We start from the raw sequence: 25,075 nt of genomic DNA on the forward strand, positions 1-25,075 counted from the left end.
ACAGGAACTCCGCTTCGGCATCTTCCTCACGCCGTCCGCTGCCGATCCGGCGGGCGTCGTCGACCTCGCCGTGGTGTCGGAGAGCGCCTGGACCGCATCGCAGCCCCGGCGAAGCGGTCGACGCACTGATCGAGGCGATCAAGTGATCCGCGCTCTGTGGTCGGACGAGAAGGGCGCGGCCGGGATCGACGGCACGTACTACCGGCTGACCGGCGCGAAGCGGGGCCCGTTCCCCGCGCACGCTCTCGGCATCTGGCTCGGCGCCTACGGCAAGCGGATGCTCGACGTCACCGGCCGCTTCGCCGGCGGATGGCTGCCGAGTTCGTTCGCCGCCGGGCCCGAGAAGCTGGGGGAGATGAGCGCTCGCGTCGACGAGGGCGCGCACCGTGCCGGGCGTGATCCCGCCGCGATCCGCCGGCTCTACAACATCTCCGGCACCGTCGCGGAGACCGCGGACGGGTCGCGGTCCGACCTCGAACGTTTCGCCGGTGAGGTCGCGCCCCGCGTGCGCGAACTCGTTGCTGCCGAGCGGCGTTGAACGGGGGTGACGGGTCTCGCACGAGGAGGACCTCGGCCGATGCCCTTCCCGGTGGCCACGGCCGGTAAACTGCTGGATGTCCGGTGTCCGTCCCCGGGCGCCAGTACTACTACCGAGGAGCAGCACGTGGCGCGTGTCGTCGTCGAAGTCATGCCCAAAGCCGAGATTCTCGACCCCCAGGGTCAGGCCATCACCGGGGCGCTGTCGCGGCTGGGCTTCGCGGGCGTGACCGACGTCCGTCAGGGTAAGCGTTTCGAGCTCGAAGTCGACGGCAGCGTCGGCGACGAGGAGCTCGAGAAGATCGCCGAGTCGTTGCTCGCCAACACGGTGATCGAGGACTGGGCCATCCGGCGGATCGACGGTGACGCATGAGCGCACGCATCGGAGTCATCACCTTCCCGGGCACGCTCGACGACGTCGACGCCTCCCGCGCGGTGAAGCTCGCCGGTGGTGAGGCCGTGAGCCTGTGGCACGGGGACGCCGATCTCAAGGGGGTCGACGCGGTGATCGTGCCCGGCGGCTTCTCCTACGGCGACTACCTGCGCTGCGGTGCCATCGCACGGTTCGCACCGGTGATGGGCAAGGTCGTCGAGGCCGCGCAGAAGGGCATGCCCGTCCTCGGCATCTGCAACGGCTTCCAGGTGCTGTGCGAGGCGGGTCTGCTGCCCGGCGCGCTCACCCGCAACGCCGGTCTGCACTTCGTCTGCCGCGACGAGTGGCTGAAGGTCGAGTCGAACACCACCGCGTGGACCTCGCGCTACGAGGCCGGCGCCGAGATCCTCATCCCGCTCAAGTCGGGTGAGGGCCGCTACCAGGCATCGGAGAAGGTGCTCGACGAGCTCGAGGGTGAAGGTCGCGTGGTGTTCCGCTTCGCGGGCGACAACCCGAACGGTTCGCAGCGCGGCATCGCCGGCATCTCGTCGGCGAACGGCCGGGTCGTCGGTCTCATGCCGCACCCCGAGCACGCCACCGAGGCGCTCACCGGCCCCAGCGATGACGGACTCGGCATGTTTTACAGCGTGCTGGACGCGGTCGTCAACGCGTGACCGCCTGACCGGAATTTTCCGGCGAAGCCCCCATCGACCCTCCCGGGTCGTGGGGGCGTCGCTCGTTCCGGCGGGCTCGAGGAATCCTTCGAACCGAAGTTCCGGAACAGGAGAGACGGAACGAGGGACCCCGCCACCGTCCCGATCGGCTGCGGAATCCCTCGTCCCTACAACCCGGAGCTCGACCCCCCGATCAAGTCCCGGGCGCGATGTCGTCGTCATCCCCCATGCGCGACATCGCGGATCAGTCTGCCGGAGCCGAATCGTCCTGTCCTGAGTAGGACTACCCAAATCGGGCCTGTCCGTCGACGGGCGTTGCGTGTCGGTCCCCGGCGGTACCGTCGCGCCATGACAGCGACCATTGCGATGATCACCTTCGACACGACCGATCCGGCTCCGATCGCGAGATGGTGGGCCGGGCGTACGGGCGGCCGCATCGAGCAGGAGAACGACGGCTGGTTCTTCATCGTCGCCCTGCCACAGGGCATCAGGCTGGGCTTCCAGAAGGTGTCCGATCCGACACCCGGGAAGAACCGCGTGCACCTCGACCTCGCCGTCCCCGACCTCGACGCCGAGGTCGAGCGCTTCGTGCAGGCCGGCGCGAAGGAGGTCCACCGCGAGGACATGGGCGACGACTTCCGCTGGGTGACGCTCGCCGACCCCGAGGGCAACCTGTTCTGCGTCGCCGAGGGGCACTGACACTCGGTACGAGGAGAGCGGGCCGGCGCTTTCGGTCGGCGCTCCCGCTGTCCGTGATGCGAAGATGCAGTCATGTCTTCCACGCGTGCCGATGCTCGGGGTCTCTGTAATTTCGTCGACCTGTCGCCGTCGCCGTTCCACGTCTGCGCCACCGTCGCCGCGGCGCTGACCGAGGCGGGCTTCGTCGAACTGCACGAGCAGCAGGCCTGGCCCTCCGAACCGGGACGCTTCTTCCTGATACGCGGCGGGTCGCTGATCGCATGGAGCACCGAGGGTGTCGCCGACGATCCGGCCGCACCCTTCCGCATCGTCGGCGGGCACACCGACAGCCCCAACCTGCGCGTCAAGCAGCATCCCGACCTCACATCGGCGGGTTGGCGGATGGTGGGACTCGAACCGTACGGCGGTGCGTGGCTCAACTCGTGGCTCGACCGCGACCTCGGCATCTCCGGCCGCGTCACCGTGCGCGCGGCGGAGACGACCGAGGACGTCCTCGTCCGAGTCGACGCGCCGGTCCTGCGTGTCCCGCAGCTCGCCATCCACCTGTCCGAGGACCGCAAGGGCGTCCAGCTCGATCCGCAGCGCCACGTCAATGGCGTCTGGGGAGTCGGCACCGAACCGCGCTCGTTCATCGCGTGGGTCGCCGAGCAGCACGGAATCGACCCGGGCGCGGTGCTCGGCTGGGAACTGATGACCCACGACCTCGCACCGAGCGCGGTCGTCGGGCCGGGCCGCGACCTGGTCAGCGCACCGCGTCTCGACAACCAGGGCACCTGCTACGCCGGACTGCACGCCCTTCTCGCCGCCGCGGAACACGTCGCAGCGCACGGTGGCCCGATGCCGCTCCTCGCCCTGTTCGACCACGAGGAGGTCGGCAGCATGTCCGACCGCGGCGCCTTCTCGGAACTGCTCGACACCGTCCTCGAACGGATCGTCCTGCTCCGGGGTGGCGGCCGGGAGGAGTTCCTCCGCGCCCGCGCCGGCTCGATCGTCGCGTCCGGCGACATGGCGCACGCCACGCACCCCAACTACCCCGAGCGGCACGAACCCGCCCACCGCATCGCGGTCAACGGCGGACCGGTCCTGAAGGTGAACCAGAACCTGCGCTACGCGAGCGACGCGACCGGTGCCGGAGCCTTCGCGCTGGCCTGCGAGCAGGCGGGGGTCCCGCTGCAGCGGTACGTGCACCGCGCCGACCTGCCGTGCGGCTCGACGATCGGCCCGATCACCGCGTCGAGGACCGGCATCACGACCGTCGACGTCGGCGCTCCGCAGCTCGCCATGCACTCGGCGCGCGAGTTCATGGGCGCGGACGACGTGGCGAGCTATGCGCAGGCCCTGACCGCTTTCCTGACCCCGGCATCGTGACCGCGTTCGCCCGCCCCGAAGCACCCGCCGGTGACACACTGAAGACGGTCGTGTCCGGTCGGAGAGAACGGGGGAATGCAGTGGACGTCCCGTCCTACCCCGATCATCTGCTGTCCCTCGACGAGTGGGCGGCCCTGCCCGAATCCGACGGGCACCATGTGGAGGTGTGCGAGGGCGTGCTCCTCGCCGCGCCCGCACCGGGGGCGGCGCACGATCATGCCGCGGTGACCCTGGCGTTGCTCCTCGACGAGAAGCTGCCCGACGAATGGTGCGCACTCGGAGGCGTCGAGGTGCTGGTCGCGGAGAAGCCGCTGACGGTGCGGTGCCCCGACGTGATCGTCGTGGGACGCTCCCTCGTCGACGCCGATCCCGATCGGGCGCCGATCTCCGAGGTGAAGCTGGTCGTGGAGGTCACCGTCGACGGCACGGCCCGCACCGACCGCGTCACGAAGTTCTCCGAATACGCGGAGGCCGGCGTCCCGCAGTACTGGATCGTCGATCTCGGCGGACCGCCGGTGATCGCGACCTTCACGCTCGTCGACGGGTGGTACCGATTCGACGGGGAGCACTCGGGCACCGTCACCCTCGATGCGCTGGGCACCGAGGTGGCCGTCACACCGTCGGGGTTCGTGCCCGCACCGGTGAACCCCGTCGCGCCTGCACAACGATAGACTGATCCGCGGCAGTTCCCGCCCGGCCTGCCGTTTTCGATCCCAGAGTGAAGGGACCCGACGCCCAGTGTCACCGCACGTGGATACCGTCTCCCACGCCGCCGAAACCCCCGACGCCGCTCAGCCCTATCGGGAGCTGGGTCTGAAGGAAGACGAGTACACCCGGATCAAGGAGATCCTGGGCCGTCGCCCCACCGACGCCGAACTCGCCATGTACTCGGTGATGTGGTCCGAGCACTGCTCGTACAAGTCGTCGAAGGTGCACCTGCGCTATTTCGGCGAGACCACCACCGACGAGATGCGTGAGTCGATGCTCGCGGGCATCGGTGAGAACGCCGGCGTCGTCGACATCGGCGACGGCTGGGCCGTCACCTTCAAGGTCGAGTCGCACAACCACCCGTCCTACATCGAGCCGTACCAGGGCGCCGCGACCGGCGTGGGCGGCATCGTCCGCGACATCATGGCCATGGGCGCCCGCCCGATCGCCGTGATGGACCAGCTCCGCTTCGGCGCCGCCGATCACCCCGACACCCGTCGCGTCGTCGACGGTGTCGTGCGCGGTGTCGGCGGCTACGGCAACTCCCTGGGCCTGCCCAACGTCGGTGGCGAGACCGTCTTCGACGCCTCCTACCAGGGCAACCCGCTCGTGAACGCGCTGTGCGCGGGTGCGATGCGCGTGGAGGACCTGCACCTCGCCCACGCTTCCGGCACGGGCAACAAGGTCATCCTGTTCGGTGCCCGCACCGGCCTCGACGGCATCGGCGGCGTGTCCGTCCTCGCCTCCGAGACCTTCGACGACAGCGCCGGCGGCCGCCCCAAGAAGCTCCCGAGTGTGCAGGTGGGCGACCCCTTCACCGAGAAGGTGCTCATCGAGTGCTGCCTCGACCTCTACCGCGAGAAGCTCGTCGTCGGTATCCAGGACCTCGGCGGTGCCGGTCTGTCCTGCGCGACCTCCGAGCTCGCCGCCGCCGGCGACGGTGGCATGCACATCGACCTCGAGCGTGTCCCGACGCGCGCGAAGGGCATGACCCCGGCCGAGGTGCTGTCCTCGGAGTCGCAGGAACGCATGTGCGCGGTCGTCACGCCCGACAACGTCGACGCCTTCATGGACGTCTGCAAGAAGTGGGACGTCCTGGCCACCGTCATCGGTGAGGTCACCGACGGCGACCGCCTCGTCATCGACTGGCACGGCGAGACCGTCGTCGACGTGCCGCCGCGCACGGTCGCGCACGAGGGCCCGGTCTACGAGCGCCCCGTCGAGCGCCCGGCCTCGCAGGACGAGCTGATCGCGAACACCACCGCCGGCCTGAAGCGTCCGGAGACCGCCGACGAGCTGCGCGAGACGCTGCTGAAGATGCTCGCGTCGCCGGCGCTGTGCAGCCGTAAGTGGATCACCGAGCAGTACGACCGCTACGTGCGCGGCAACACGGTGCTCGCCGAGAACGCCGACGCCGGTGTGGTCCGTATCGACGAGGAGACCGGCCGCGGCATCGCGCTCGCGACCGACGCTTCGGGCCGCTACACGCAGCTCGATCCGTACACGGGCGCCCAGCTCGCCCTCGCCGAGGCCTACCGCAACGTCGCCGTCACCGGTTCGACGCCGAAGGCCGTCTCGAACTGCCTGAACTTCGGTTCGCCCGAGGACCCCGGCGTGATGTGGCAGTTCCAGCAGGCCGTGCGCGGCCTCGCGGACGGCTGCGCGAAGCTCGGCATCCCCGTCACCGGTGGCAACGTCAGCTTCTACAACCAGACCGGCGCCACCGCGATCCTGCCGACCCCGGTCGTCGCGGTGCTCGGTGTGATCGACGATGTGCACCGTCGCATCCCCACCGGCATCGGCCTCGAGCCGGGCGAGACGCTGATCCTGCTCGGCGAGACCCGCGACGAGTTCGACGGCTCCATCTGGGCGCAGGTCGAACACGACCACCTCGGTGGTGTCCCGCCGAAGGTCGATCTCGACCGTGAGCGGCTGCTGTCGGAGATCCTCACCGCCGGTTCGCGCGACGGCCTGATCTCCGCCGCACACGACCTGTCCGAGGGTGGTCTCGCGCAGGCCGTCGTCGAGGCCGCACTCGCGGGCGAGACCGGCTGCCGCGTGCTGCTCCCCGAGGGCGCCGATCCGTTCGTGACGTTGTTCTCCGAATCTGCCGGCCGCGTGCTCGTGGCCGTGCCGCGCACCGAGGAATCGCGCTTCACGGGCATGTGCACCGCACGCAACATGCCGTGGGTGCGCATCGGCGTCGTCGACGAGGGATCCGACTCCGTCGAGATCCAGGGCCTGTTCTCGATCCCCATGACCGAGCTGCGCGAGGTCTGGGAAGGGACCCTGCCTGCCCTGTTCGGGTAACCGTGCCGGCCACCCAGGTCGATCGACTGGCGGCGTTCGAGGCCCGGCAGGGCCGGATCATCGCCGCGGTCACCGACTTCGGTGAGCGCCACCCCCTCACCGCGCGGGTGTGGGGGTGGCTCGGCCTGGACTTCACGGGCGTCGCCTTCGCCGCGCTGTTCTTCTGCTGGTCGCTGACGCCGTCGCTGCTTCCGCGCGACTGGCTCTTCCAGGGCCTGATCGGCGGCATCAACGCCACGATCGGGTACGGCGTCGGATGCGTCGTCGGCTGGCCCGTGGCCCGCTTCCTGCTCCCCGCGTGGCGATGGTGGCCGCCGCCGCTGCCTGTGCTGCGTGCCATCAAGGTCGCGGTTCCGGTCGCGGCCGTTCTCGCGTCGCTCGTCGCGCTCGTGCTCTCCGCCGGCGAGCAACGCCAGCTCGCCGCCCTGATGGGTGTCGAGGGCACCACGACCTCGGGATATCTGCGCACCATCGTGCTGAGCGTCGCGGTCGCTGCCGCCCTCATCGCTCTGTGGCGCGGGTTGCGCGACATCGTCCGCTGGGTGTCGATGCTGCTCATGCGCCGCACCCGGATGCCGCTCGGTCTCGCCCGCACGCTCGGCGTTCTCGTCGTCGTGCTGGCGACCTTCATGCTCATCGACGGCGTGCTCGTCCGAGGCTCCTACGCGATCGTCAATCAGGCGTTCGGCCTGGAGGACGACACCACTCGTCCCGGGGCGATCCAACCGGTCGACCCCGCAAAGTCCGGCAGTCCCGAGTCCCTCGCGGCCTGGGAGACGCTCGGATTCGAGGGTCGCAACTTCGTCTCGCGAGGACTCGACGCCGAGGAACTGACCGCCGTCAACGGCAGTCCCGCACCGGAACCGATCCGCGTGTACGTCGGTCTCGACACCGCACCCACCCCGGAAGAACGCATCGACCTCGTCCTCGCGGAACTCGAGCGGACCGGTGCCTTCGACCGCTCGACGCTCGTCCTGATCCCCACCACCGGCACCGGCTGGGTCAATCCCACCGCGGCCCGCGCGATGGAGCTCGTGCACAACGGCGACCTGGCGATGGTGGCCTGGCAGTACTCCTACCTCCCGAGCTGGATCTCCTTCCTCGCCGACCGTGAGAAGGCTGCGGCCGCAGGCAAGATGCTGATCGAGCGGGTACACGAACGCTGGTCGCAGCTGCCCGAGGACGACCGCCCCGATCTGTTCCTCTACGGCGAGAGCCTCGGCACGCAGTCGGGGGAGGGTGCCTTCGACAGCCTTGCCGAGATCCGCGCCCAGATGGACGGGGTGTTGTGGGTGGGCCCGCCCAACTCCAACCGTCTGTGGCGGCAGCTCGTCGAGCGCCGCGATCCCGGCACGACCGAGGTGCAACCGGTGTACGCGGACGGTCTCGTCGTGCGCTTCGCAGACAGCCGGGAGGCGATCCACGAGCCCGACACACCGTGGCTGTCGCCGCGCGTGCTCTACATCCAGCACGCCTCGGATCCCGTCGTCTGGTGGTCGCCGGACCTGTTGTTCTCCCGCCCCGACTGGCTGTCGGAGCCGCCCGGACGCGACCGGCTGCCGCAGATGCGGTGGTTCCCCTTCGTCACCTTCTGGCAGGTCTCCGCAGACCTCACCAACGCTGCCGGCGTCCCCGACGGACACGGCCACAACTACGGGTCGGCGGTGCTCGAGGGATGGATCGAGATCACCCAGCCCGAGGGCTGGACCGAGAACGACACCGAGCGGGTGCGCATCGCCCTCGAGGCGTTCGCGGAGGACGACGGGCCCGAGAAATGACATCGCGAGTCGCTGCAGTGACCGGTACCGCCATGAGCTGCACCGCTGCGGGATGTGCCGCCACGCTGGTCGCGTGGAACAACCTCGTCCTCCCGGCGATGGATCTCGGTCCGCGCGGCCGGGCCGCAGCGAACGCCGGATTCGGTGTCGCGCTCGCCGCGGCGACCCGCGCGGCCGGGGTCTCCGTAACCGAGCTCGGCTGGCGCGGGGCAGGGAAGGGCCTGCGGTGGGGGACCGCGTCGGTGGTCCTGCCCGTCGCGGCCTACACGGTGATGCTCGCCGTCCCACCCGTACGACGGCGGATGGCCGCCGGAGCGCGACGCGCCGACCACACCGAGTGGGTCTTCGTGCACATCCCCTTCGGGACGGTCCTGGCCGAGGAGCTGCTGTTCCGATCGGTTCTGTACGCCCTGACCCGCCGCGAGTCACGGAAGTGGCACCGGGTGCTGACCTCGGTAGCCTTCGGGCTCTGGCACGTCGCCCCCGCCCGGCACGCCGGGGACTCGGTGCCCGGAACCGTCGCGCTCACCGCCCTGAGCGGGGTGGTGTTCGACGAACTGCGACGACGGACCGGCAGCGTCGTCGCGCCGATGCTCCTGCACCTGGCGATCAACGCCGGCGGGGCCGTCGCCGTGGGCATCGCGACGAGGCTGCGTACTTCCGAGCGCGACGCGCGTCGCTAGGGTGTGCTGCCATGGCACCCCGGAGACCCGTCGACCCCGCCGAACTGCGCGCAGCTCTCGAACGGGTGGGCCCGTGGATGAGGGGGGAGAGCGACGAGAAACCGCCGCGCTCCGATCTCGCCGCCGCTGTGCGGCTCAGTGCCCGCAGCCTCGAGCAGATAGCCCCTGGGTCGAGTGTGGAGGTTAGGGTGCCGCCTTTCGTGGCCGTCCAGTGCATCGAAGGCCCGCGTCACACGCGGGGGACACCACCGAACGTCGTCGAGACCGATCCGCGGACGTGGCTGCGTCTGGTGGTCGGCAGCATCGATTTCGCCGGGGCCGTGGACTCGGGTGCGGTGGAGGCGTCGGGTGGGCGCGCAGCGGAGATCGGACGGCTGCTCCCGATCGCCCGACTCTGACGTTTGCCGGGGTTCACGCCGGGCGTCCGGGAAGAAGCACCCCGCGCTGCCCGTAGAATGGGGGGAGCCCCGCTTGTCCAGCCTCAGGGAGCACGTCCGTGACCAGTGCCGATCTGTCGGTCCACACACGTAATCTTCTCGCCTCCACCGAACCCGAGAACGAACCCCGCGAAGAGTGCGGAGTGTTCGGAGTGTGGGCTCCCGGCGAGGACGTGTCGAAGCTCACTTACTACGGTCTCTATGCGCTGCAGCACCGAGGGCAGGAAGCTGCGGGCATCGCCGTGGCCGACGGTTCGCAGGTGCTCGTGTTCAAGGATCTCGGTCTCGTCAGCCAGGTCTTCGACGAGCAGACGCTCGCCGCGATGACCGGCCACATCGCCATCGGCCACTGCCGTTATTCCACAACCGGGTCGACGACCTGGGAGAACGCGCAGCCGATCTTCCGCACCACCGCCGCCGGCTCGGGCGTCGCGCTCGGCCACAACGGCAACCTCGTCAACACCGCCGAACTCGCCGAACGCGGACGTCGTCTCGGCGTGCTCGATCCCACACGGCCCGGTGCGGCGAACTCCGACTCCGACACCGTCGGTGCGTTGCTCGCTCACGGCGCGAAGGACAGCACGATCGAAGAGGCCGCGATGAAGCTGCTCCCGCAGCTGCGCGGCGCGTTCTGCCTGACCTTCATGGACGAGCACACCCTCTACGCGGCCCGCGACCCCTGGGGTATCCGCCCGCTGTGCCTCGGACGCCTCGACCGCGGCTGGGTCGTCGCCAGCGAGACCGCCGCCCTCGACATCGTCGGTGCCTCCTTCGTTCGCGACATCGAGCCCGGCGAACTGCTCGCGATCGACGCGGACGGTGTGCGCTCGTCGCGCTTCGCGAACCCCGAACCCAAGGGCTGCGTCTTCGAGTACGTCTACCTCGCGCGCCCCGACTCGACCATCGCCGGTCGCTCCGTCCACGCGACCCGCGTGGAGATCGGCCGCCGGCTCGCGAAGGAACACCCGATCGACGGCGATCTGGTCATCCCGGTACCCGAGTCGGGCACCCCGGCCGCCGTCGGTTACGCGCAGGGCTCGGGGATCCCGTACGGCCAGGGCCTGATGAAGAACGCCTACGTCGGCCGCACCTTCATCCAGCCCAGCCAGACCATCCGCCAGCTCGGTATCCGGCTCAAGCTCAACCCGCTGCGCGAGGTGATCCGCGGTAAGCGCCTCGTCGTCGTCGACGACTCGATCGTGCGTGGCAACACCCAGCGCGCCCTGATCCGCATGCTGCGCGAGGCCGGTGCTCTCGAGATCCACGTGCGCATCGCCTCGCCGCCGGTCAAGTGGCCCTGCTTCTACGGCATCGACTTTGCGTCGCCGGCCGAGCTGATCGCCAACGGTGCAGGTACCCGCGACACCGTCGAGGAGGGGCACGACTACGACGAGATGGTCGAGATGGTGCGCAGGTCGATCGGTGCCGACTCGCTCGGCTACATCTCGATCGACGGCATGATCGGCGCCACCGAGCAGCCCGCATCCCGTTTGTGCGCTGCATGTTTCGACGGCCACTACCCGATCGCCCTCCCCAGCGAACATCAGGCGGGCAAGGACGTCCTCGCCGGCGTCGTCGACACCGATTCGGCCACCCCGACCGTGTTGGACAACGACAACGCGGACGTTCTCAGTCGGCCGTAGAAGCTGGTCGGGTACCGTAAGTGCCGCGGTCGGCACGGTTCGGCGTGCGTTTCGCATGCCCGGACGCAGGTGTGCCTGCCCGCATGTAGCCAGATATTTCACGACAAGACACAACTCGAGGCTGGAGCCGACAACTCATGACCGAGGACGCAACCCCCGGAGCTTCCTACGCCGCGGCGGGCGTGGACATCGAGGCCGGTGACCGAGCCGTCGAACTGTTCGCCCCGCACGCGAAGAGGGCCACCCGCCCGGAGGTCATGGGCGGCCTGGGTGGGTTCGCCGGTCTGTTCGCGCTCAAGGACGGATACAAGGAGCCGCTGCTCGCGGCGTCCACCGACGGTGTCGGCACCAAGCTCGCGGTGGCGCAGGCACTCGACAAGCACGACACGGTCGGTCTCGACCTCGTCGCCATGGTCGTCGACGACCTTGTGGTCTGCGGCGCCGAGCCGCTCTTCCTGCAGGACTACATCGCCGTCGGCCGCGTGGTGCCCGAGCGGGTCGCGGAGATCGTCGCCGGCATCGCCGAGGGCTGCGTCCAGGCCGGTTGCGCGCTGCTCGGTGGCGAGACCGCCGAGCACCCGGGCGTCATGGCGGCCGACGACTACGACCTGTCCGCGACCGGCGTGGGTGTCGTCGAGGCCCAGAAGCTGCTCGGACCCGACCGCGTGCGCCCCGGGGACGTCGTCATCGCGATGGGCGCCTCGGGTCTGCACTCGAACGGCTACTCGCTCGCCCGCAAGGTGCTGCTCGACATCGGCAAGATGAGCCTGACGGCGCACGTCGACGAGTTCGGTCGCACCCTCGGCGAGGAGCTGCTCGAGCCCACCCGTATCTACGCCAAGGACTGCCTTGCGCTCGCCGCCGAGACCGAGGTGCGTACCTTCTGCCACGTCACCGGTGGTGGTCTCGCCGCGAACCTCGCGCGCGTGATGCCCAAGGGGCTCGTCGCAGAGCTCGACCGCACCACCTGGAGCCCGGCTCCGGTCTTCGGCCTCATCGCGCAGCGCGGACGGGTCGAGCGGGTCGAGATGGAGAAGACCTTCAACATGGGCGTCGGCATGGTGGCCATCGTGGCCCCCGAGGACGTCGACCGGGCTCTGGCGGTGCTCACCGCCCGGCACATCGACTGCTGGACGCTCGGCACGGTCCGTAAGGCGCAGGACGGCGCCGACGAGCGCGCGGTGCTGCTCGGAGACCACCCGCGCTTCTGACGGGCGCGCGTCGCCCGACGCGAACACGACGAAAGGCCAGTTCCCCCAGGAAGAATGGGGGAACCGGCCTTTCGGCTACTGCCGTGTTGTGAACTCGGAAGTCACAGGCTCGAAGGCTGCGGACGGTGACGAGCGCCGTCCGGCCTCGCGTCGAACGCCGACCACACCACCGACGGAGGGGGAGCCGAAAGTCGGCCTCCCCCTCCGTCGGAGAGTGGTATCAGGTCAGCGACGCCAGTCGTCGTCGTAGTCGTCGTCCCAACCGGAACGTTGCTCGGCGAAGACTTCGTCCCGCTGCGAGTTGGTTGCTCCGCCAGACAGCTCTCGCTGGAGGCTCTCGAAGTCGGTGGACGGCGAGCTGTACTTGAGTTGCCGTGCAACCTTGGTCTGCTTTGCCTTAGCCCGGCCGCGGCCCATGGCCAACCCCCTCGCGCTTTGACGGGGCGGCCTGGGGAAAAGTGGCGGCCCCGGTGTGTTGAGTATTTTCCTGACGCCCACTTTAGCGTGGAAACTTCGGTTGCGCCTCCACACACCCGGCTGGGCCGGTGTCCGTTACGCCTCATAACGACCCGACCTGCATGAATGCTGTTGAAATGTGATAGAGATGCCCTTCAGAACACCCCCGGGACGGCCCGGACGGTGCCGACTCGCACGCCACCACCGAAGACCGGTGCCGATGAGAGCACCGCCAGCCGTTCGGAATCGAAGGTCGCGGCGTTCGCGGCGGCATCCGCTCCGAGGCGGTGGAGCAGGGCCGCGGTGAGCGGGAGGCGTGCCCGCTCGTGCCCGTCGTCGATCTTGAAGGCGAAAGATGTGCCGTCCGGCAGCGCGCCGGCGTGGATCCCGTCGGCGCCCGCCTTGCACAGCAGACCGCCCACCGCGCGCATGAGCTTCAGATCGTCCTTGCCGGTGCCGGAGATCAGGAACGGATGCTCGCGCACCGCGTCGGCGACGGCGCGCTCGGGCGTGCCGACCTCCGCCGTCGCGAGCCGCGAGTAGGCGCGGGCGAGATTGAACAGGGGGACGGGCACGATCGGCAGACCACAGCCGTCGATTCCGAGATCGGTGTCCTCGATGTCGCCGGTCAGTTCGAGGATCGTCTCGGTCACCAGCTGCTGCAGCGGGTGGCCGGCGTCGGTGTAGCCGTCGGTGTCCCAGCCGTTCGCCGCGCACGCCGCGAGCATCGCCGCGTGCTTGCCCGAGCAGTTCATGTAGATCGACCGCGGCGTGCGTCCGGCGGCGAGCACCTCGGCGCGGGTGAGTTCGTTGCCGGGCAGATCCGTCGGGCAGCGCAGGTCCTTCTCGGTGAAACCGGCACCGGACAGGATCCGCTCGACGGCCTCCACGTGGTCGGCCTCACCTTCGTGCGACGCCGTGGCGATCGCGAGTTCGGCGGAGTCGCGGGGGACGAAGCCGGCGCGCAGCAGCGCGACCGCCTGCATCGGCTTGTTCGACGACCGCGGATAGATCGGCGTGTGCACCTCGCCCAGCGAGACGAGGACCTCGCCGTCCGGGTCCAGAACGATCAGCGAGCCGCGGTGGATGCACTCCCGGAAGCCCGAGCGCACCACCTCGACCAGTTCGACGCTCAACGACTCTCTCCCTTCCGTGCCCGCCCCTCCTGTGGTCGTCCGGCGAGGCGGCGGGCCTTGTCGGCGACGCTGGGAGCGATGTCGGCCTGCTGCTCGAGCATCGCGGCGACCCGCTCGTGGCCCTGTCCGGTGAACAGATCGCGCACCGTGGCCGCGTGGGAGGGGACGTGTTCGACGACGATGCGGTCGCCCGCGGCCACCGGTCCCTCGGAGATCACCTTCAGGTACGCGCCGCAATCGCCGCGAGCGACGAACCGGGTGGCCCAGTCGCCCTCCTCCGAACGGATCGCGAAGGTGCGGCAAGGGGTACGGGGGCCGGTCACCTCGAGGAGCAGACCGCCGTCGCCGACGCGCCACCGCTCGCCGATGACGGCGTCGGTGGGGGAGAACCCGGCGACGTGCAGATTCTCGCCGAACCAGCCGATGGGCAGTTCCCGGTCGAGTTCGGTGCCCCAGCGGCGCGACTCGTCCTGCGAGAAGGCGTAGACGGCCTTGTGGACGCCGCCGTGGTTGGCGGTGTCGCACTGGCGGTCGCCGGTCAAGCCGAGCTCGCCGACGTGCACCGGCCCGTCGACGGGACGCTTGTCGATCGCGGTGACGGGATTACGCCGCAGTCCGGTCTCGTGCAGCGTGTGCACGACGCAGACCGCTGCGACGGTCCCCGAGGTCGCCGGCCGCGTGCCGGCCGTCTCGGCGGTCACCGGCCGCGCAATCGGTCGACCGCCGCCCTTCCTGCCTGGATGTCGTCGTCGGGAGGGATGGAGTCGGGGTCGATGGACGCCGCGCACGGTCCTGCGACGAGGGCCGTGTCGGGCGTGATGGTGCGCTTGACGAGCGCGAGCGCGATCGGCCCGAGTTCGTGATGGTCGACGATCGTGCCGATGCGTCCGACCGCGCGACCTCCGGCGGTGATGTCGTCGCCCGTCTCGGGTCGTCCGTCGGCCGAGCCGTCGAGATGGAGAAGGACGAGATGTCGCGGGGGCTTGCCGAGGTTGTGGACCCGCGCGACGGTCTCCTGACCGCGGTAGCAGCCCTTGTCGAGGTGGACGGCGCCGTACTGCTCGGGTCCGCCGACCCAGCGGGCCTCGTGGGGGATGGTGCGCTCGTCGGTGTCGACACCGATCCGGGGACGGACCGCTTCGACGCGCAGGGCCTCGAACGCCCAGCTGCCGGCCGGACGCGCGCCGGCGTCCCGCAGGGCGGTGAAGATCGCGGTGAGCGACTCGCGTGGCACCAGGAGGTCGAAGGAGTGCTCGGTGGGCCACGGCATGCGGCGGACGAAGCCACCGGCGGGCAGGGCGACGGCGGCATAGGGTTCGGCCGGCAGCGCGTCGATCCCGAGCACGGCGAGCACGGCGGGGCTGCCGGCGTCCGGCCCGAGGAGGCTCAGGACCGCGAGTTCGTTGCCGTCGCGGGGTTCTGCCTTCGCCCAGAACACCATCTTCTTCAGGAAGGCCAGCAGGTCGGGTCCGCGGTCGGCTTCGGTGTCGATCCACGTCACGCCGTCGAGGTCGGTCTGCACGAAGTGGTGTTCGACGCGGCCGTTCGCGTCGAGGCTCAGGTTCTCGGCGGAGGTGCCGTTCGGGAGCGACGCGATGTGCTGGCTGGAAATGGTGTGCAGCCAGCTCAGGCGTTCGTCGCCCGGAACAGCGAGGACGAAGCGGGTGGAACGGTCGACCACGGCGGCGGACGTGGCGGCGGCACGTTGCTCGCCGAGCGGGTCGCCGTAATGCCAGGGAAGTCCGGCATCGGGCCCGCCGGAAGGCGAGGCGACTGCGCCGGGAAGTGCGAGAAGGGCGCTTTCGGACACGATCGGAGACTCGGTCACGACACCAGTCTATGGGGAACCGGCCGACAGGTCTGCCAGTGGCTAGGCTGAGCGCCATGGCTGAGCGGGTGCTGGTGACGCTGGACGGCGAGGTGAGGGATGCGGACGCACCCCTTCTGCACGCCGACGATTTCGGTGTTCTTCGTGGCGACGGGGTGTTCGAGACGTTGCTCGTGCGAGGCGGCCGGGCGCGTGCGCTCGAACTGCATCTCGCCCGGCTCGCGGCGTCCGCGGCCGCCGCACAGTTGCCCGAACCCGATCGCGACGACTGGCGGCTCGCCGTCGACGTGGCACTCGAACAGTGGGGCGCCGAGCAGGAGGGCGTGCTGCGCCTGGTCTACACGCGTGGTCGTGAGGGCGCCGACACGCCGACGGCCTTCCTGCTCGTGACGCCGGTGGCCGAGCGTGTCGGCATCGCACGGCGCGACGGCGTGTCCGTGGTGACCCTCGAACGGGGTTTTTCGACCGATCTGGCGCAGAAGGCGCCGTGGCAGCTCCTCGGTGCCAAGACGCTGTCGTACGCGACGAACATGGCGGCACTGCGTCACGCCGAGTCGGTCGGCGCCGACGACGTGATCTTCGTCAGTGCCGAGGGCTACGTGCTCGAGGGTCCGCGGTCGACGGTGCTCGTCGCGCGTGGCCGGACATTGCTCACTCCGCCGCCGGAGCAGGGGATCCTCCCCGGCACCACGCAGCAGGCACTGTTCGACCTGGCGGGGGAGCGGGACTTCACGGTCCGGTACGAGCCGCTGCGCCCGGCGGATCTCGTCGTCGCCGACGGTCTCTGGCTGATCTCCAGCGTGGCGCTCGCGGTGCGGGTGCACACCCTCAACGGGCACGCGCTGGTCCCGCGGGTCCAGGAGGGCGAGATCGAAGGCCTCGTCGACGAGGCGGTCGACGCCGCTTCGTGAGCGAATCGGTCGATGCAGCTTCCTGAGTGGCGGCGGGTGTGCCCCCGCGGGTGATCCGTATCCGATGTGACGTGAGTCCGATGTGTCGGGCGACACGAACCTGTCCCACTTCGCGCAATCGCTACTACATTCGGTAGTAGCAAGGCCGGAGCAGTACTACCGGCGTGTCTTCGCGAACGAGAACCGCAGCGTCGGCCCCGCTCTGGATCTCCGTATCGACCGGGCCTCACTCGGAGTGGCAATGGACGTCTTGGATCTGTCCCGGTGGCAGTTCGGGATCACGACGGTGTATCACTTCATCCTCGTGCCGTTGACGATCGGCCTCGCGCCGCTCGTCGCGATCATGCAGACGATGTGGGTGGTCACCGGCAAGGATCACTGGTACCGCCTCACGAAGTTCTTCGGGAAGATGTTCCTGATCAACTTCGCGCTCGGTGTCGCGACCGGCATCGTGCAGGAATTCCAATTCGGCATGAACTGGAGCGAGTACTCCCGCTTCGTCGGCGACGTCTTCGGCGCACCCCTCGCCCTCGAAGGTCTCGTCGCCTTCTTCATGGAGTCGACCTTCCTCGGCCTGTGGATCTTCGGCTGGACGCGCCTGCCGAAACTCGTGCACCTCGCGACCATCTGGCTCGTCGCGATCGGCGTGAACGCCTCCGCCTTCTTCATCATCGCGGCGAACTCGTTCATGCAGCATCCCGTCGGGGCCACCTACAACCCCGAGACCGGCCGCGCCGAGCTGACGAGCATCTGGGAACTGCTCACCAACAACACCGCGCTCGCAGCCTTCCCCCACGCGGTCGCCGGCGGATTCCTCACCGCCGCAACCTTCGTCGCCGGCATCGGTGGCTGGTGGATGGTCCGCAACATGCGACGCGCCGCCGAGATCCGCACCTCGGAACCCGAGGAGGCCCAGCGCCTCGAGAACGACGCCCGCGGACTGTTCCGCCCCGCGACCCGCCTCGGCCTGATGGTCATGATCATCTCGGGCATCGGGTTGTTCGTCACCGGTGACGTCCAGGCCAAGCTCATGTTCGAGCAGCAACCGATGAAGATGGCCTCGGCCGAGTCACTGTGCCACACCGAGACCGACCCCAACTTCTCGATCCTCACGATCGGCACGCACAACGACTGCGACGGCGTGATCCACGTCCTCGACGTGCCCTACGTGCTGTCCTTCCTCGCGCAGGGCGAGTTCAGCGGCGTGACCCTCCAGGGCGTCGAGGACCTGCAGGCGCAGTACGAACAGCAATTCGGCCCCGGCAACTACAAGCCCAACCTGTTCGTCACCTACTGGTCGTTCCGCGCGATGATCGGCCTCGCCGCCGGTTCCGCGGCCCTGGCCCTGGCCGGGCTGTGGGTCACCCGCGGCGGCCGGGTGCCCGACCAGAGGTGGTTCTCGACGCTGTCGCTCGTCGCGATCCCCACGCCCTTCCTCGCCAACAGTGCGGGCTGGATCTTCACCGAGATGGGCCGGCAGCCCTGGGTGGTGCATCCGAATCCCACGGGCGTGGACATGATCCGGCTCACCGTCGACCAGGGTGTCTCCGATCATGCGGCAGGAACGGTGCTCACCTCGCTGATCGCCTTCACCCTCGTCTACGCAGCGCTCGGCGTGGTGTGGTTCTGGCTCATCCGCAAGTACGCGATGGAAGGCCCGCAGGAGCACGACGCGCAACCGCCGGGCTCCGACGACGACACCGACGACACGCAGCCGAAACAGCTGTCCTTCGCGTACTAGGAGTGGGCGGACATGGGACTTCAGGAAATCTGGTTCATTCTCATCGCAGTATTGTTCACCGGCTACTTCGTCCTCGAGGGGTTCGACTTCGGTGTGGGCATGCACTTCCCGGTGCTCGGCCGCGGTAGGACCGTCGAGGCGGACACCCGGCGCCGGGTGCTGCTCAACACGATCGGTCCGGTCTGGGACGGCAACGAGGTCTGGCTCATCACCGCGGGTGGTGCGCTGTTCGCGGCGTTCCCCGAGTGGTACGCGACCCTCTTCTCGGGCTTCTATCTCCCGCTGCTGCTGATCCTGCTCGCCCTGATCGTGAGGGTGTGCGCCATCGAGTGGCGCGGCAAGGTCGACGATCCGACCTGGCGTCGCCGCTGCGACTGGGGGATCATCTTCGGCTCGTGGGTGCCCGCCGTGCTGTGGGGTGTGGCGTTCGCGAACATCGTGCGCGGCGTGGCGATCGACGCCGACAAGCAGTACGTCGGCGGATTCTTCGACCTGCTGAACCCGTACGCCCTGCTCGGCGGTGCGACGACGGCGCTGGTCTTCGCGCTGCACGGCGCGGTGTTCATCGCACTCAAGACCGAGGGACAGGTCCGGACGGATGCCGTGGCGATGTCGCGGAAGCTGGCCGTGCCCGCCGTCCTCGTGGCCGGTGCGTTCGTGGTGTGGACCCAACTCGCCTACGGCAAGGGCTGGACGATCGCGCTCGTCGCCGTGGCGGCGATCTCCCTGCTCGCGGTGGTCGCGCTGACCATCGTCGCGCGTGAGGGCTGGGCGTTCGTGTTCACCACCGTCGCGATCGCCGCGACCTCGGTGTTGCTGTTCGCGTCGCTGTTCCCGAACGTCATGCCGTCGACCCTCGACCCGTCCTGGTCGCTGACGATCGAGAACGCGTCGTCGAGCCCGTACACACTGAAGGTCATGACGTGGGCCGCAGCGTTCATGACCCCGGTCGTCCTCGCCTACCAGGGCTGGACGTACTGGGTGTTCCGTCAGCGTCTGTCGACCGACCACATTCCGCACTCGATCGGTCTGAAGATCGGCTCGAAGTGAGCATGACGCAGTCCGCAGCCCCCGCCGACGCGCCCGCGCGTCGGCGGGGGCCGGTGGACCCGCGGTTGTGGCGCTACTCGGCCGCAGCCCGCGGATATCTCGTCCTGACCGTGGTCACCTCGGTGGTCGATGTCGTGATGGTCGTCGTCACCGCACTCATGATCGGACGGGTCCTCGCGGGCGTCATCACCACCGACGCCCGGTCCGTCGGCGACTGGACGACCGAACTGGCGATCCTCGCGGTGGCGATCGTCGTGCGGGTCGCGGTGACGTGGCTGCAGTCGCGGTACGCGCACCGGTCCGCGACCCGCGTGGTCGCCGAACTCGAACACGAGGTCCTCGATTCCGCGGCGAATCTGCCCCCGCGCGAACTCGACCCGCGACGCGACGAGATCGCGGTGGTTCTCACCCGCGGACTCGACGGGCTGAAGGAATATCTCACCGGCTATCTGCCGGCGCTGCTGCTGGCCGTGATCCTCACCCCGGTGACGATCGTCGTGATCGCCCTGCACGACCTCACCTCGGCGGTCATCGTCGTGATCACGCTGCCGCTCATCCCGATCTTCATGATCCTCATCGGCCTGCTCACCAAAGGCAAGGCCGACCGCACCCTGCGCGCGATGACGACACTGTCGTCACAACTGCTCGACCTCCTCGCGGGTCTTCCCACACTGCGCGCCCTCGGTCGTGAGAAGGGGCCCGCCGATCGCGTGCGCGAACTCGGCGACGAGCATCGCGCGACTACGATGTCGGCCCTGCGCGTGGCCTTCCTGTCCGGCACGGTCCTCGAATTCCTCGCGACGCTGTCCGTCGCCCTCGTCGCCGTGAGCATCGGTATGCGCCTCGTCTACGGATCCATGCCCCTCGAAGCCGGCATCATCGCGTTGATCCTCGCGCCGGAGGCCTACCTCCCGTTGCGCACCGTCGGCAGCAAGTTCCACGCCGCCGAGGACGGGATGGCGGCGGCCGACAAGGCATTCGCCGTGCTCGACTCGGTGCCGGACGCCGCCTCCTCTCGCCGCGCCTCCTCGCGTCGCACCTCCACGGACACGATCGGCACCGACCGGGTCGCGAACTGCGAGATCGTCTTCGACGGCGTCTCCGTGCCAGGCCGCGACGGTTGCGCCCCGCACCGGCTCGACGCGATCTGCCGTCCCGGCTGGATCACCGCGTTCACCGGCGCCAACGGGGCCGGCAAGTCCACCGCCCTGCTGGCGCTGCTCGGGCTCGCCGAGCCGAGCGAGGGGACCGTCACCGTCGACGGACGTCCCGTCGCGGGCGACGAGAACTGGTGGTCGCAGATGGCATGGCTTCCGCAGCGGCCGGTGCTGCTGCCCGGCACGCTCGCCGACAATCTGCGACTCACCGGTGTCGACCCGGAGGCCACCGAACTCGACGACGTCTGCGCCGCCACCGGCTTCGACAGCGTGCTCGCCGAACTCCCGGACGGCTGGCGGACCGTCGTGGGGGCCGGCGGCACGGGCCTGTCGCTCGGCCAACGTCAGCGACTGGCGCTCACCCGCACCCTCGCCTCCCCGCGCGCGGTCCTGCTGCTCGACGAACCCACGGCCCACCTCGACGAGGACACCGAGGCCACCGTCCTGTCCACGCTGCGCGGGCTCGCCGCCGCCGGCCGCACCGTGGTGGTCGTGGCGCATCGCCCCACCCTGCTCGCCATCGCGGACGAGGTCGTCACCGTCCACGCAGCACCGACGGAGGTGTCCCGGTGAAGGATCTGCGCCGGGCGATGGCCCTGCTCGAGCTCGAGCCGCGCCGAGTGCTGCTCGCCGTCCTCGCCGGTGTCGCGACCCTCGGCAGTGCCCTGCTGCTCGCCGGTCTCTCGGCGTGGCTGATCGTGCGGGCATGGGAGATGCCGCCCGTCCTGGACCTGACCGTCGCGGTCGTCGCGGTGCGGGCGCTGGGAATCTCCCGCGGGTTGTTCCGCTACTTCGAACGACTCGCAACGCACGAGACCGCGCTGCGCGGCACCACCTCGGCCCGCGCGAATCTCTACCGGCGACTCGCGGACGGCGACCCGGCCGCCGCCCTGGGCGTGGGACGCGGCGACCTGCTCGCGCGTACCGGTGCCGACGTCGACGCTCTCGGCGACGTCGTGGTGCGCGCACTCGTGCCCATCGCCGTCGCGGCCGTGCTCTCCCTCGCGGCGGTCGTGACCCTCACCGTCATCGCTCCCGCTGCCGGCGCGGTCCTCGCCGCGGCGCTGCTCGTTGCCGGACTGTTCGCACCGTGGCTGTCCGCCCGCGCCGCGGCCCGTGCGGACGCCGATGCGAACGCCGCACGGACCCGGTTCACCGAGGACGCGGTCACGGTGCTGGACCACGCGGCGGAACTGCGGGTCGCGGGACGGCTCGACACGCTCACCCGGCGGGCCCGCGCCGCGAACGTCGCCTCCGTCCGTGCCACCGACCGTTCCGCGGTCCCCGCGGCGTTCGCCGACGCGGCCGCACCCCTCGCGGTCGGCGCGAGTGTGCTCGGTGCGCTCCTCGTCGGTATCGCCGTCTTCGGCTCCGGTCCGGCGGCCATGAGCCCGACGACACTCGGCATCCTCGTCCTGCTGCCGCTGTCGGCGTTCGAGGCCACCGCCGTCCTCCCGGCAGCCGCGCAGACCCTCAACCGCGCACGCCTGGCGGCCGGTCGCATCACGGAGATGCTCGACCGCGCCGACAGGACGGTGCCGCACGGCATCGAACCGGCCGACGGACCCGGCCGGCTACGTGCGGTGGGTCTGCGAGGCGGATGGCCCGGCGGACCGTCCACGGAACCGGTCGACCTCGACCTGAGGCCGGGCTGTCGCGTCGCGATCGTGGGCGGCAGCGGCAGCGGCAAGACCACCGTGCTCATGACGCTCGCGGGTCTGCTCGCCCCACGCGGAGGCGCAGTGACGCTCGACGGTGTCGACCTCGCGGACATCGATCCCGCGGCCCTGCGCCGCAAGATCGGCTTCTTCGCGGAGGACGCCCACCTGTTCGACACGTCGATCCTCGAGAACCTGCGTGTCGCGCGGGGCGACGTGGACGAGGACGAGGCACTGACCGCCCTCGGCGCCGTGGGGCTGGGGGAGTGGGTGGACGGACTCCCGCAGGGAGTCCACACCGTCCTGGGGGCCGGAGCCCGCACGGTCTCCGGTGGGCAGCGCCGTCGCCTCCTGCTGGCCCGGGCTCTGCTGTCGCCCGCACGGATCCTGCTGCTCGACGAACCCACGGAACATCTCGACGACGAGAGCGCCGACCTGATGCAGCGACTCCTCCTGGACCGCGACGCACGCTTGGTCGGCCCCGAGCGCACCGTCGTGGTGGTCACCCACCGCCTGCCCGCGGATACCGCCGCCGACCTGGTCGTTCGCGTCGAGAAAAATGCGTTGCCCGCCTCGTGAACGAAGAGTAGTTTCGCTGGTACACGAGGAAGGAGGTGGTCTGGAAGTGATTGATATTCGGACGCGTGAGGTGGCTACCCGCTAGCTGCTCGAGACGACGGAATTCACCGACCGCGCGCGGCTGGCGAATCCCAGGTAGTCACCCGGCCCCCGAGCTCCCGGTCCGTCCGATCGGGACCGCCGGTCCACGGAGCGATCCGTGCGGCGGTGCGGCTCGGGGGCTGTTCGCATTCGTGCAAAATCGGCGTTTCGGGTGTACAAGTTCGTCCGTTCTGGGTACACCGGTTTGGTGCCGATACTTCAAAATGCTCACGATTCGTTAAGATTGCGCACGTCACCGGGGGTTTTCTTCTCTTCTGCGCTCATCGCGCTGCTCTTCGTCGTCGTGACGATCGCGTTCACCGACGGCGTCGATTCCATCTTCAGTACCGCGTCCAACTGGATCATGACGAACCTCGGATGGTTCTACATCCTGGGCGTCACGACCTTCCTGCTCTTCCTCGTCGGAATCGCCTTCACCCATTACGGCCGGGTCCGGCTCGGCGGCGACGACGAACGGCCCGAGCACTCGACCCTGGCGTGGTTCGCCATGTTGTTCGCCGCCGGTATCGGCACGATCCTCATGTTCTGGGGCGTCGCCGAGCCGATCTCCCACTTCGCGAACCCGCCCATGCAAGATGTCGAGCCGCAGTCCGTGGAGGCCGCGGAAGAGGCCATGGGCTTCGCGCTCTACCACTTCGGACTGCACACCTGGACGATCTTCGCCCTGCCCGGCCTGGGCTTCGGTTACTTCATCTACAAGCGGCACCTGCCGCCGCGCGTCAGCTCGATCTTCGCGCCCCTGCTCGGAGGTCGCATCTACGGCCCGATCGGCAAGACCATCGACGTCGTCGCGATCATCGGCACCATCTTCGGTGTCGCGACCTCGGTCGGCCTGGGCACCCTGCAGATCAACGCCGGTCTCGCGCAGCTGTTCGACATCCAGGAATCCGGGATCGTCCAGATCGCCCTCATCGCGATCGTGACGGTGATGGCCGGCATCTCGGTCGCTCTCGGTCTCGACAAGGGCATCAAGCGCCTGTCGAACATCAACATCGGCATGGCCGTGATGTTGCTGGTCTTCGTGCTCGTCACCGGACCGAGTCTGTTCCTGCTCAAGGGCATGATCGAGTCGGCCGGTATCTACGCCGAGGCCCTGCCGCGCCTGGCGTTCTGGAACGACACCTTCGCCGACTCCGGCTGGCAGAACACCTGGACGGTCTTCTACTGGGCGTGGACCATCACGTGGTCGCCCTTCGTCGGCATCTTCATCGCGCGCATCTCGCGAGGCCGCACCATCCGCGAGTTCGTCGGCGGTGTCCTCGGTCTGCCCGTGCTGTTCTCGGTGATCTGGTTCAGCATCTTCGGGATGGGCTCGTTCCACATCGAACTCGAGGGCAACGGTGGTCTCGTCGAGCGGGTCGTGGGCGACGGGGACATCCCGGGTGCGTTGTTCGAATTCCTCGGCAACTTCCCCCTCACCGGCCTGGTGTCCGGCATCGCGATCATCCTGGTGGTGATCTTCTTCGTCACCTCGGTGGACTCGACCGCGATGGTGCTCGACATGATGGCGGCCGGTCACGAGGGGAAGGCGCCCATCCATCAGCGCTTGTTCTGGGCGGTGCTCATGGGCCTGGTCGCAGCGACCATGCTCGTCGCGACCGGTAAGGACGGGCTCGACGCCCTGCAACAGGTCATCACCGTGGTGGGTCTGCCGTTCTTCGTGATGGGCTTCATCATGATGTACAGCCTGGTGCGCGGTATCCGCGAGGACCTGGGCGAGCGGCCGGAGCCGATCACCCGTCAGTGGCCCGAGGTGCGGTCGGCCGAGGAACTCGAGGCTGCTCAGGAACTACCCGCACCCGAGGTCGTCATCCACACGCGGGCCATCCCGGACGAGTACGAGGACGACGAGAACGCAGCCGAGGACGCCGAGGACACCGGAATCCACCGGGTCCATGCCGGCGAACCCGATGCACTCCGTGTACGAGGCGACGGTGAACATGCCGACAAGAAACGTGCCACCGGCACGACGGTCGTCGAGGAGAACTGAGAAAAATGGTCCGGGTCTGTTCCCTCACAGGGGAACAGACCCGGAC

The 25,075-nt window shown here is 69.3% G+C and carries 23 protein-coding genes; 18 read left to right on the plus strand and 5 right to left on the minus strand.

Translation table 11 applies throughout. From position 1 onward, the window contains the following. The first annotated feature begins 73 nt into the window (after window positions 1-73). The 12 genes from ACQR3U_RS03360 (at window position 74) to purM (ending at window position 12,421) form a co-directional block, all read left to right on the plus strand. Entirely contained in the window at window positions 74-538 is a 465-nt protein-coding gene (locus ACQR3U_RS03360; RefSeq protein WP_269572318.1) for an LLM class flavin-dependent oxidoreductase, read from the plus strand. Window positions 539-664: 126 nt separating this feature from the next. Next, the gene (gene purS, locus ACQR3U_RS03365) at window positions 665-910 is read left to right on the plus strand and encodes a phosphoribosylformylglycinamidine synthase subunit PurS (RefSeq protein WP_006551824.1); all 246 of its coding nucleotides are present in this window, start codon (window positions 665-667) and stop codon (window positions 908-910) included. Continuing rightward, on the plus strand, window positions 907-1,584 hold the full coding sequence (purQ, locus tag ACQR3U_RS03370; protein WP_006551823.1) for a phosphoribosylformylglycinamidine synthase subunit PurQ: 678 nt from the start codon (window positions 907-909) through the stop codon (window positions 1,582-1,584). Before purS ends, purQ begins: the two co-directional genes overlap by 4 nt. 348 nt (window positions 1,585-1,932) lie before the next feature. Next, a complete protein-coding gene (locus tag ACQR3U_RS03375; protein WP_230809701.1) occupies window positions 1,933-2,283 on the plus strand; it encodes a VOC family protein in 351 nt (116 codons plus the stop codon). Window positions 2,284-2,355: 72 nt separating this feature from the next. Then, entirely contained in the window at window positions 2,356-3,651 is a 1,296-nt protein-coding gene (locus tag ACQR3U_RS03380) for a M18 family aminopeptidase (protein ID WP_230809702.1), read from the plus strand. Next, entirely contained in the window at window positions 3,648-4,322 is a 675-nt protein-coding gene (locus ACQR3U_RS03385) for a Uma2 family endonuclease (RefSeq protein ID WP_231781116.1), read from the plus strand. Before ACQR3U_RS03380 ends, ACQR3U_RS03385 begins: the two co-directional genes overlap by 4 nt. A 67-nt stretch (window positions 4,323-4,389) precedes the next feature. Further along, on the plus strand, window positions 4,390-6,669 hold the full coding sequence (purL, locus tag ACQR3U_RS03390; protein WP_230809703.1) for a phosphoribosylformylglycinamidine synthase subunit PurL: 2,280 nt from the start codon (window positions 4,390-4,392) through the stop codon (window positions 6,667-6,669). Between the two features lie 2 nt (window positions 6,670-6,671). Next, window positions 6,672-8,447, plus strand: coding sequence for an alpha/beta hydrolase (locus tag ACQR3U_RS03395; protein WP_006551818.1), 1,776 nt, complete (start codon window positions 6,672-6,674; stop codon window positions 8,445-8,447). Continuing rightward, entirely contained in the window at window positions 8,444-9,130 is a 687-nt protein-coding gene (locus ACQR3U_RS03400) for a CPBP family intramembrane glutamic endopeptidase (RefSeq protein ID WP_230809704.1), read from the plus strand. The genes ACQR3U_RS03395 and ACQR3U_RS03400 overlap by 4 nt, the downstream gene beginning before the upstream one ends. 11 nt (window positions 9,131-9,141) lie before the next feature. Beyond that, window positions 9,142-9,528 carry a sterol carrier family protein gene (locus ACQR3U_RS03405; RefSeq protein ID WP_024103011.1) on the plus strand — a complete coding sequence of 129 codons (387 nt, stop codon included), beginning with the start codon at window positions 9,142-9,144 and terminating at the stop codon, window positions 9,526-9,528. 98 nt (window positions 9,529-9,626) lie between these two features. Next, window positions 9,627-11,210 carry an amidophosphoribosyltransferase gene (gene purF, locus ACQR3U_RS03410; protein ID WP_006551815.1) on the plus strand — a complete coding sequence of 528 codons (1,584 nt, stop codon included), beginning with the start codon at window positions 9,627-9,629 and terminating at the stop codon, window positions 11,208-11,210. A 137-nt stretch (window positions 11,211-11,347) separates the two neighbouring features. Beyond that, window positions 11,348-12,421, plus strand: a complete 1,074-nt coding sequence (purM, locus tag ACQR3U_RS03415) for a phosphoribosylformylglycinamidine cyclo-ligase (RefSeq protein ID WP_006551814.1) — start codon at window positions 11,348-11,350, stop codon at window positions 12,419-12,421. Window positions 12,422-12,646: 225 nt separating this feature from the next. On the opposite strand, the gene ACQR3U_RS03420 is transcribed toward purM, so the two are convergent. The 4 genes from ACQR3U_RS03420 to ACQR3U_RS03435 all read right to left on the minus strand — a co-directional run bounded on the left by ACQR3U_RS03420 (window position 12,647) and on the right by ACQR3U_RS03435 (window position 15,841). After that, a complete protein-coding gene (locus ACQR3U_RS03420) occupies window positions 12,647-12,838 on the minus strand; it encodes a DUF3073 domain-containing protein (protein WP_006551813.1) in 192 nt (63 codons plus the stop codon). A 194-nt stretch (window positions 12,839-13,032) separates the two neighbouring features. Then, on the minus strand, window positions 13,033-14,013 hold the full coding sequence (locus ACQR3U_RS03425) for an asparaginase (RefSeq protein WP_230809705.1): 981 nt from the start codon (window positions 14,011-14,013) through the stop codon (window positions 13,033-13,035). Beyond that, window positions 14,010-14,714, minus strand: a complete 705-nt coding sequence (locus tag ACQR3U_RS03430) for an MOSC domain-containing protein (protein WP_024103012.1) — start codon at window positions 14,712-14,714, stop codon at window positions 14,010-14,012. Before ACQR3U_RS03430 ends, ACQR3U_RS03425 begins: the two co-directional genes overlap by 4 nt. Then, window positions 14,711-15,841: a YgfZ/GcvT domain-containing protein gene (locus ACQR3U_RS03435; RefSeq protein ID WP_230809706.1), complete on the minus strand. Its 1,131-nt coding sequence runs from the start codon at window positions 15,839-15,841 to the stop codon at window positions 14,711-14,713. The genes ACQR3U_RS03430 and ACQR3U_RS03435 overlap by 4 nt, the downstream gene beginning before the upstream one ends. Window positions 15,842-15,897: 56 nt before the next feature. Between ACQR3U_RS03435 and ACQR3U_RS03440 the strand changes: the two genes are divergently transcribed. The 5 genes from ACQR3U_RS03440 (at window position 15,898) to cydC (ending at window position 22,937) form a co-directional block, all read left to right on the plus strand. After that, window positions 15,898-16,752: an aminodeoxychorismate lyase gene (locus tag ACQR3U_RS03440; RefSeq protein WP_006551809.1), complete on the plus strand. Its 855-nt coding sequence runs from the start codon at window positions 15,898-15,900 to the stop codon at window positions 16,750-16,752. 241 nt (window positions 16,753-16,993) lie between these two features. After that, window positions 16,994-18,493 carry a cytochrome ubiquinol oxidase subunit I gene (locus ACQR3U_RS03445; protein ID WP_006551808.1) on the plus strand — a complete coding sequence of 500 codons (1,500 nt, stop codon included), beginning with the start codon at window positions 16,994-16,996 and terminating at the stop codon, window positions 18,491-18,493. A gap of 12 nt (window positions 18,494-18,505) precedes the next feature. Further along, window positions 18,506-19,543, plus strand: a complete 1,038-nt coding sequence (gene cydB, locus ACQR3U_RS03450) for a cytochrome d ubiquinol oxidase subunit II (RefSeq protein WP_006551807.1) — start codon at window positions 18,506-18,508, stop codon at window positions 19,541-19,543. Between the two features lie 2 nt (window positions 19,544-19,545). Beyond that, window positions 19,546-21,273: a thiol reductant ABC exporter subunit CydD gene (cydD, locus tag ACQR3U_RS03455; RefSeq protein WP_230809707.1), complete on the plus strand. Its 1,728-nt coding sequence runs from the start codon at window positions 19,546-19,548 to the stop codon at window positions 21,271-21,273. Between the two features lie 17 nt (window positions 21,274-21,290). After that, window positions 21,291-22,937: a thiol reductant ABC exporter subunit CydC gene (gene cydC / locus ACQR3U_RS03460; RefSeq protein WP_230809815.1), complete on the plus strand. Its 1,647-nt coding sequence runs from the start codon at window positions 21,291-21,293 to the stop codon at window positions 22,935-22,937. Window positions 22,938-23,246: 309 nt separating this feature from the next. Here the strand turns inward: cydC and ACQR3U_RS03465 are convergent, their stop codons facing one another. Continuing rightward, window positions 23,247-23,384 carry a hypothetical protein gene (locus tag ACQR3U_RS03465; protein ID WP_228045205.1) on the minus strand — a complete coding sequence of 46 codons (138 nt, stop codon included), beginning with the start codon at window positions 23,382-23,384 and terminating at the stop codon, window positions 23,247-23,249. On the opposite strand from ACQR3U_RS03465, the gene ACQR3U_RS03470 reads away from it, so the two are divergent. Continuing rightward, on the plus strand, window positions 23,323-25,029 hold the full coding sequence (locus tag ACQR3U_RS03470; RefSeq protein ID WP_230809816.1) for a BCCT family transporter: 1,707 nt from the start codon (window positions 23,323-23,325) through the stop codon (window positions 25,027-25,029). The two genes, ACQR3U_RS03465 and ACQR3U_RS03470, sit on opposite strands and share 62 nt — an antisense overlap. The last annotated feature ends 46 nt before the right edge of the window (window positions 25,030-25,075 follow it).

The organism is Rhodococcus sp. IEGM1339, from assembly GCF_050321925.1.
Classification (GTDB): domain Bacteria; phylum Actinomycetota; class Actinomycetes; order Mycobacteriales; family Mycobacteriaceae; genus Rhodococcus; species Rhodococcus pyridinivorans.

Bases quoted from the DNA above. Each gene is read 5' to 3' on its own strand.
- purQ (WP_006551823.1), top strand. From the start codon at position 907: ATGAGCGCACGCATCGGAGTCATCACCTTCCCGGGCACGCTCGACGAC.
- ACQR3U_RS03375 (WP_230809701.1), top strand. From the start codon at position 1,933: ATGACAGCGACCATTGCGATGATCACCTTCGACACGACCGATCCGGCT.
- ACQR3U_RS03380 (WP_230809702.1), top strand. From the start codon at position 2,356: ATGTCTTCCACGCGTGCCGATGCTCGGGGTCTCTGTAATTTCGTCGAC.
- ACQR3U_RS03400 (WP_230809704.1), top strand. From the start codon at position 8,444: ATGACATCGCGAGTCGCTGCAGTGACCGGTACCGCCATGAGCTGCACC.
- ACQR3U_RS03405 (WP_024103011.1), top strand. From the start codon at position 9,142: ATGGCACCCCGGAGACCCGTCGACCCCGCCGAACTGCGCGCAGCTCTC.
- purM (WP_006551814.1), top strand. From the start codon at position 11,348: ATGACCGAGGACGCAACCCCCGGAGCTTCCTACGCCGCGGCGGGCGTG.
- ACQR3U_RS03420 (WP_006551813.1), bottom strand. From the start codon at position 12,838: ATGGGCCGCGGCCGGGCTAAGGCAAAGCAGACCAAGGTTGCACGGCAA.
- ACQR3U_RS03440 (WP_006551809.1), top strand. From the start codon at position 15,898: ATGGCTGAGCGGGTGCTGGTGACGCTGGACGGCGAGGTGAGGGATGCG.
- ACQR3U_RS03445 (WP_006551808.1), top strand. From the start codon at position 16,994: ATGGACGTCTTGGATCTGTCCCGGTGGCAGTTCGGGATCACGACGGTG.
- cydB (WP_006551807.1), top strand. From the start codon at position 18,506: ATGGGACTTCAGGAAATCTGGTTCATTCTCATCGCAGTATTGTTCACC.
- cydD (WP_230809707.1), top strand. From the start codon at position 19,546: ATGACGCAGTCCGCAGCCCCCGCCGACGCGCCCGCGCGTCGGCGGGGG.
- cydC (WP_230809815.1), top strand. From the start codon at position 21,291: ATGGCCCTGCTCGAGCTCGAGCCGCGCCGAGTGCTGCTCGCCGTCCTC.
- ACQR3U_RS03465 (WP_228045205.1), bottom strand. From the start codon at position 23,384: ATGATCCAGTTGGACGCGGTACTGAAGATGGAATCGACGCCGTCGGTG.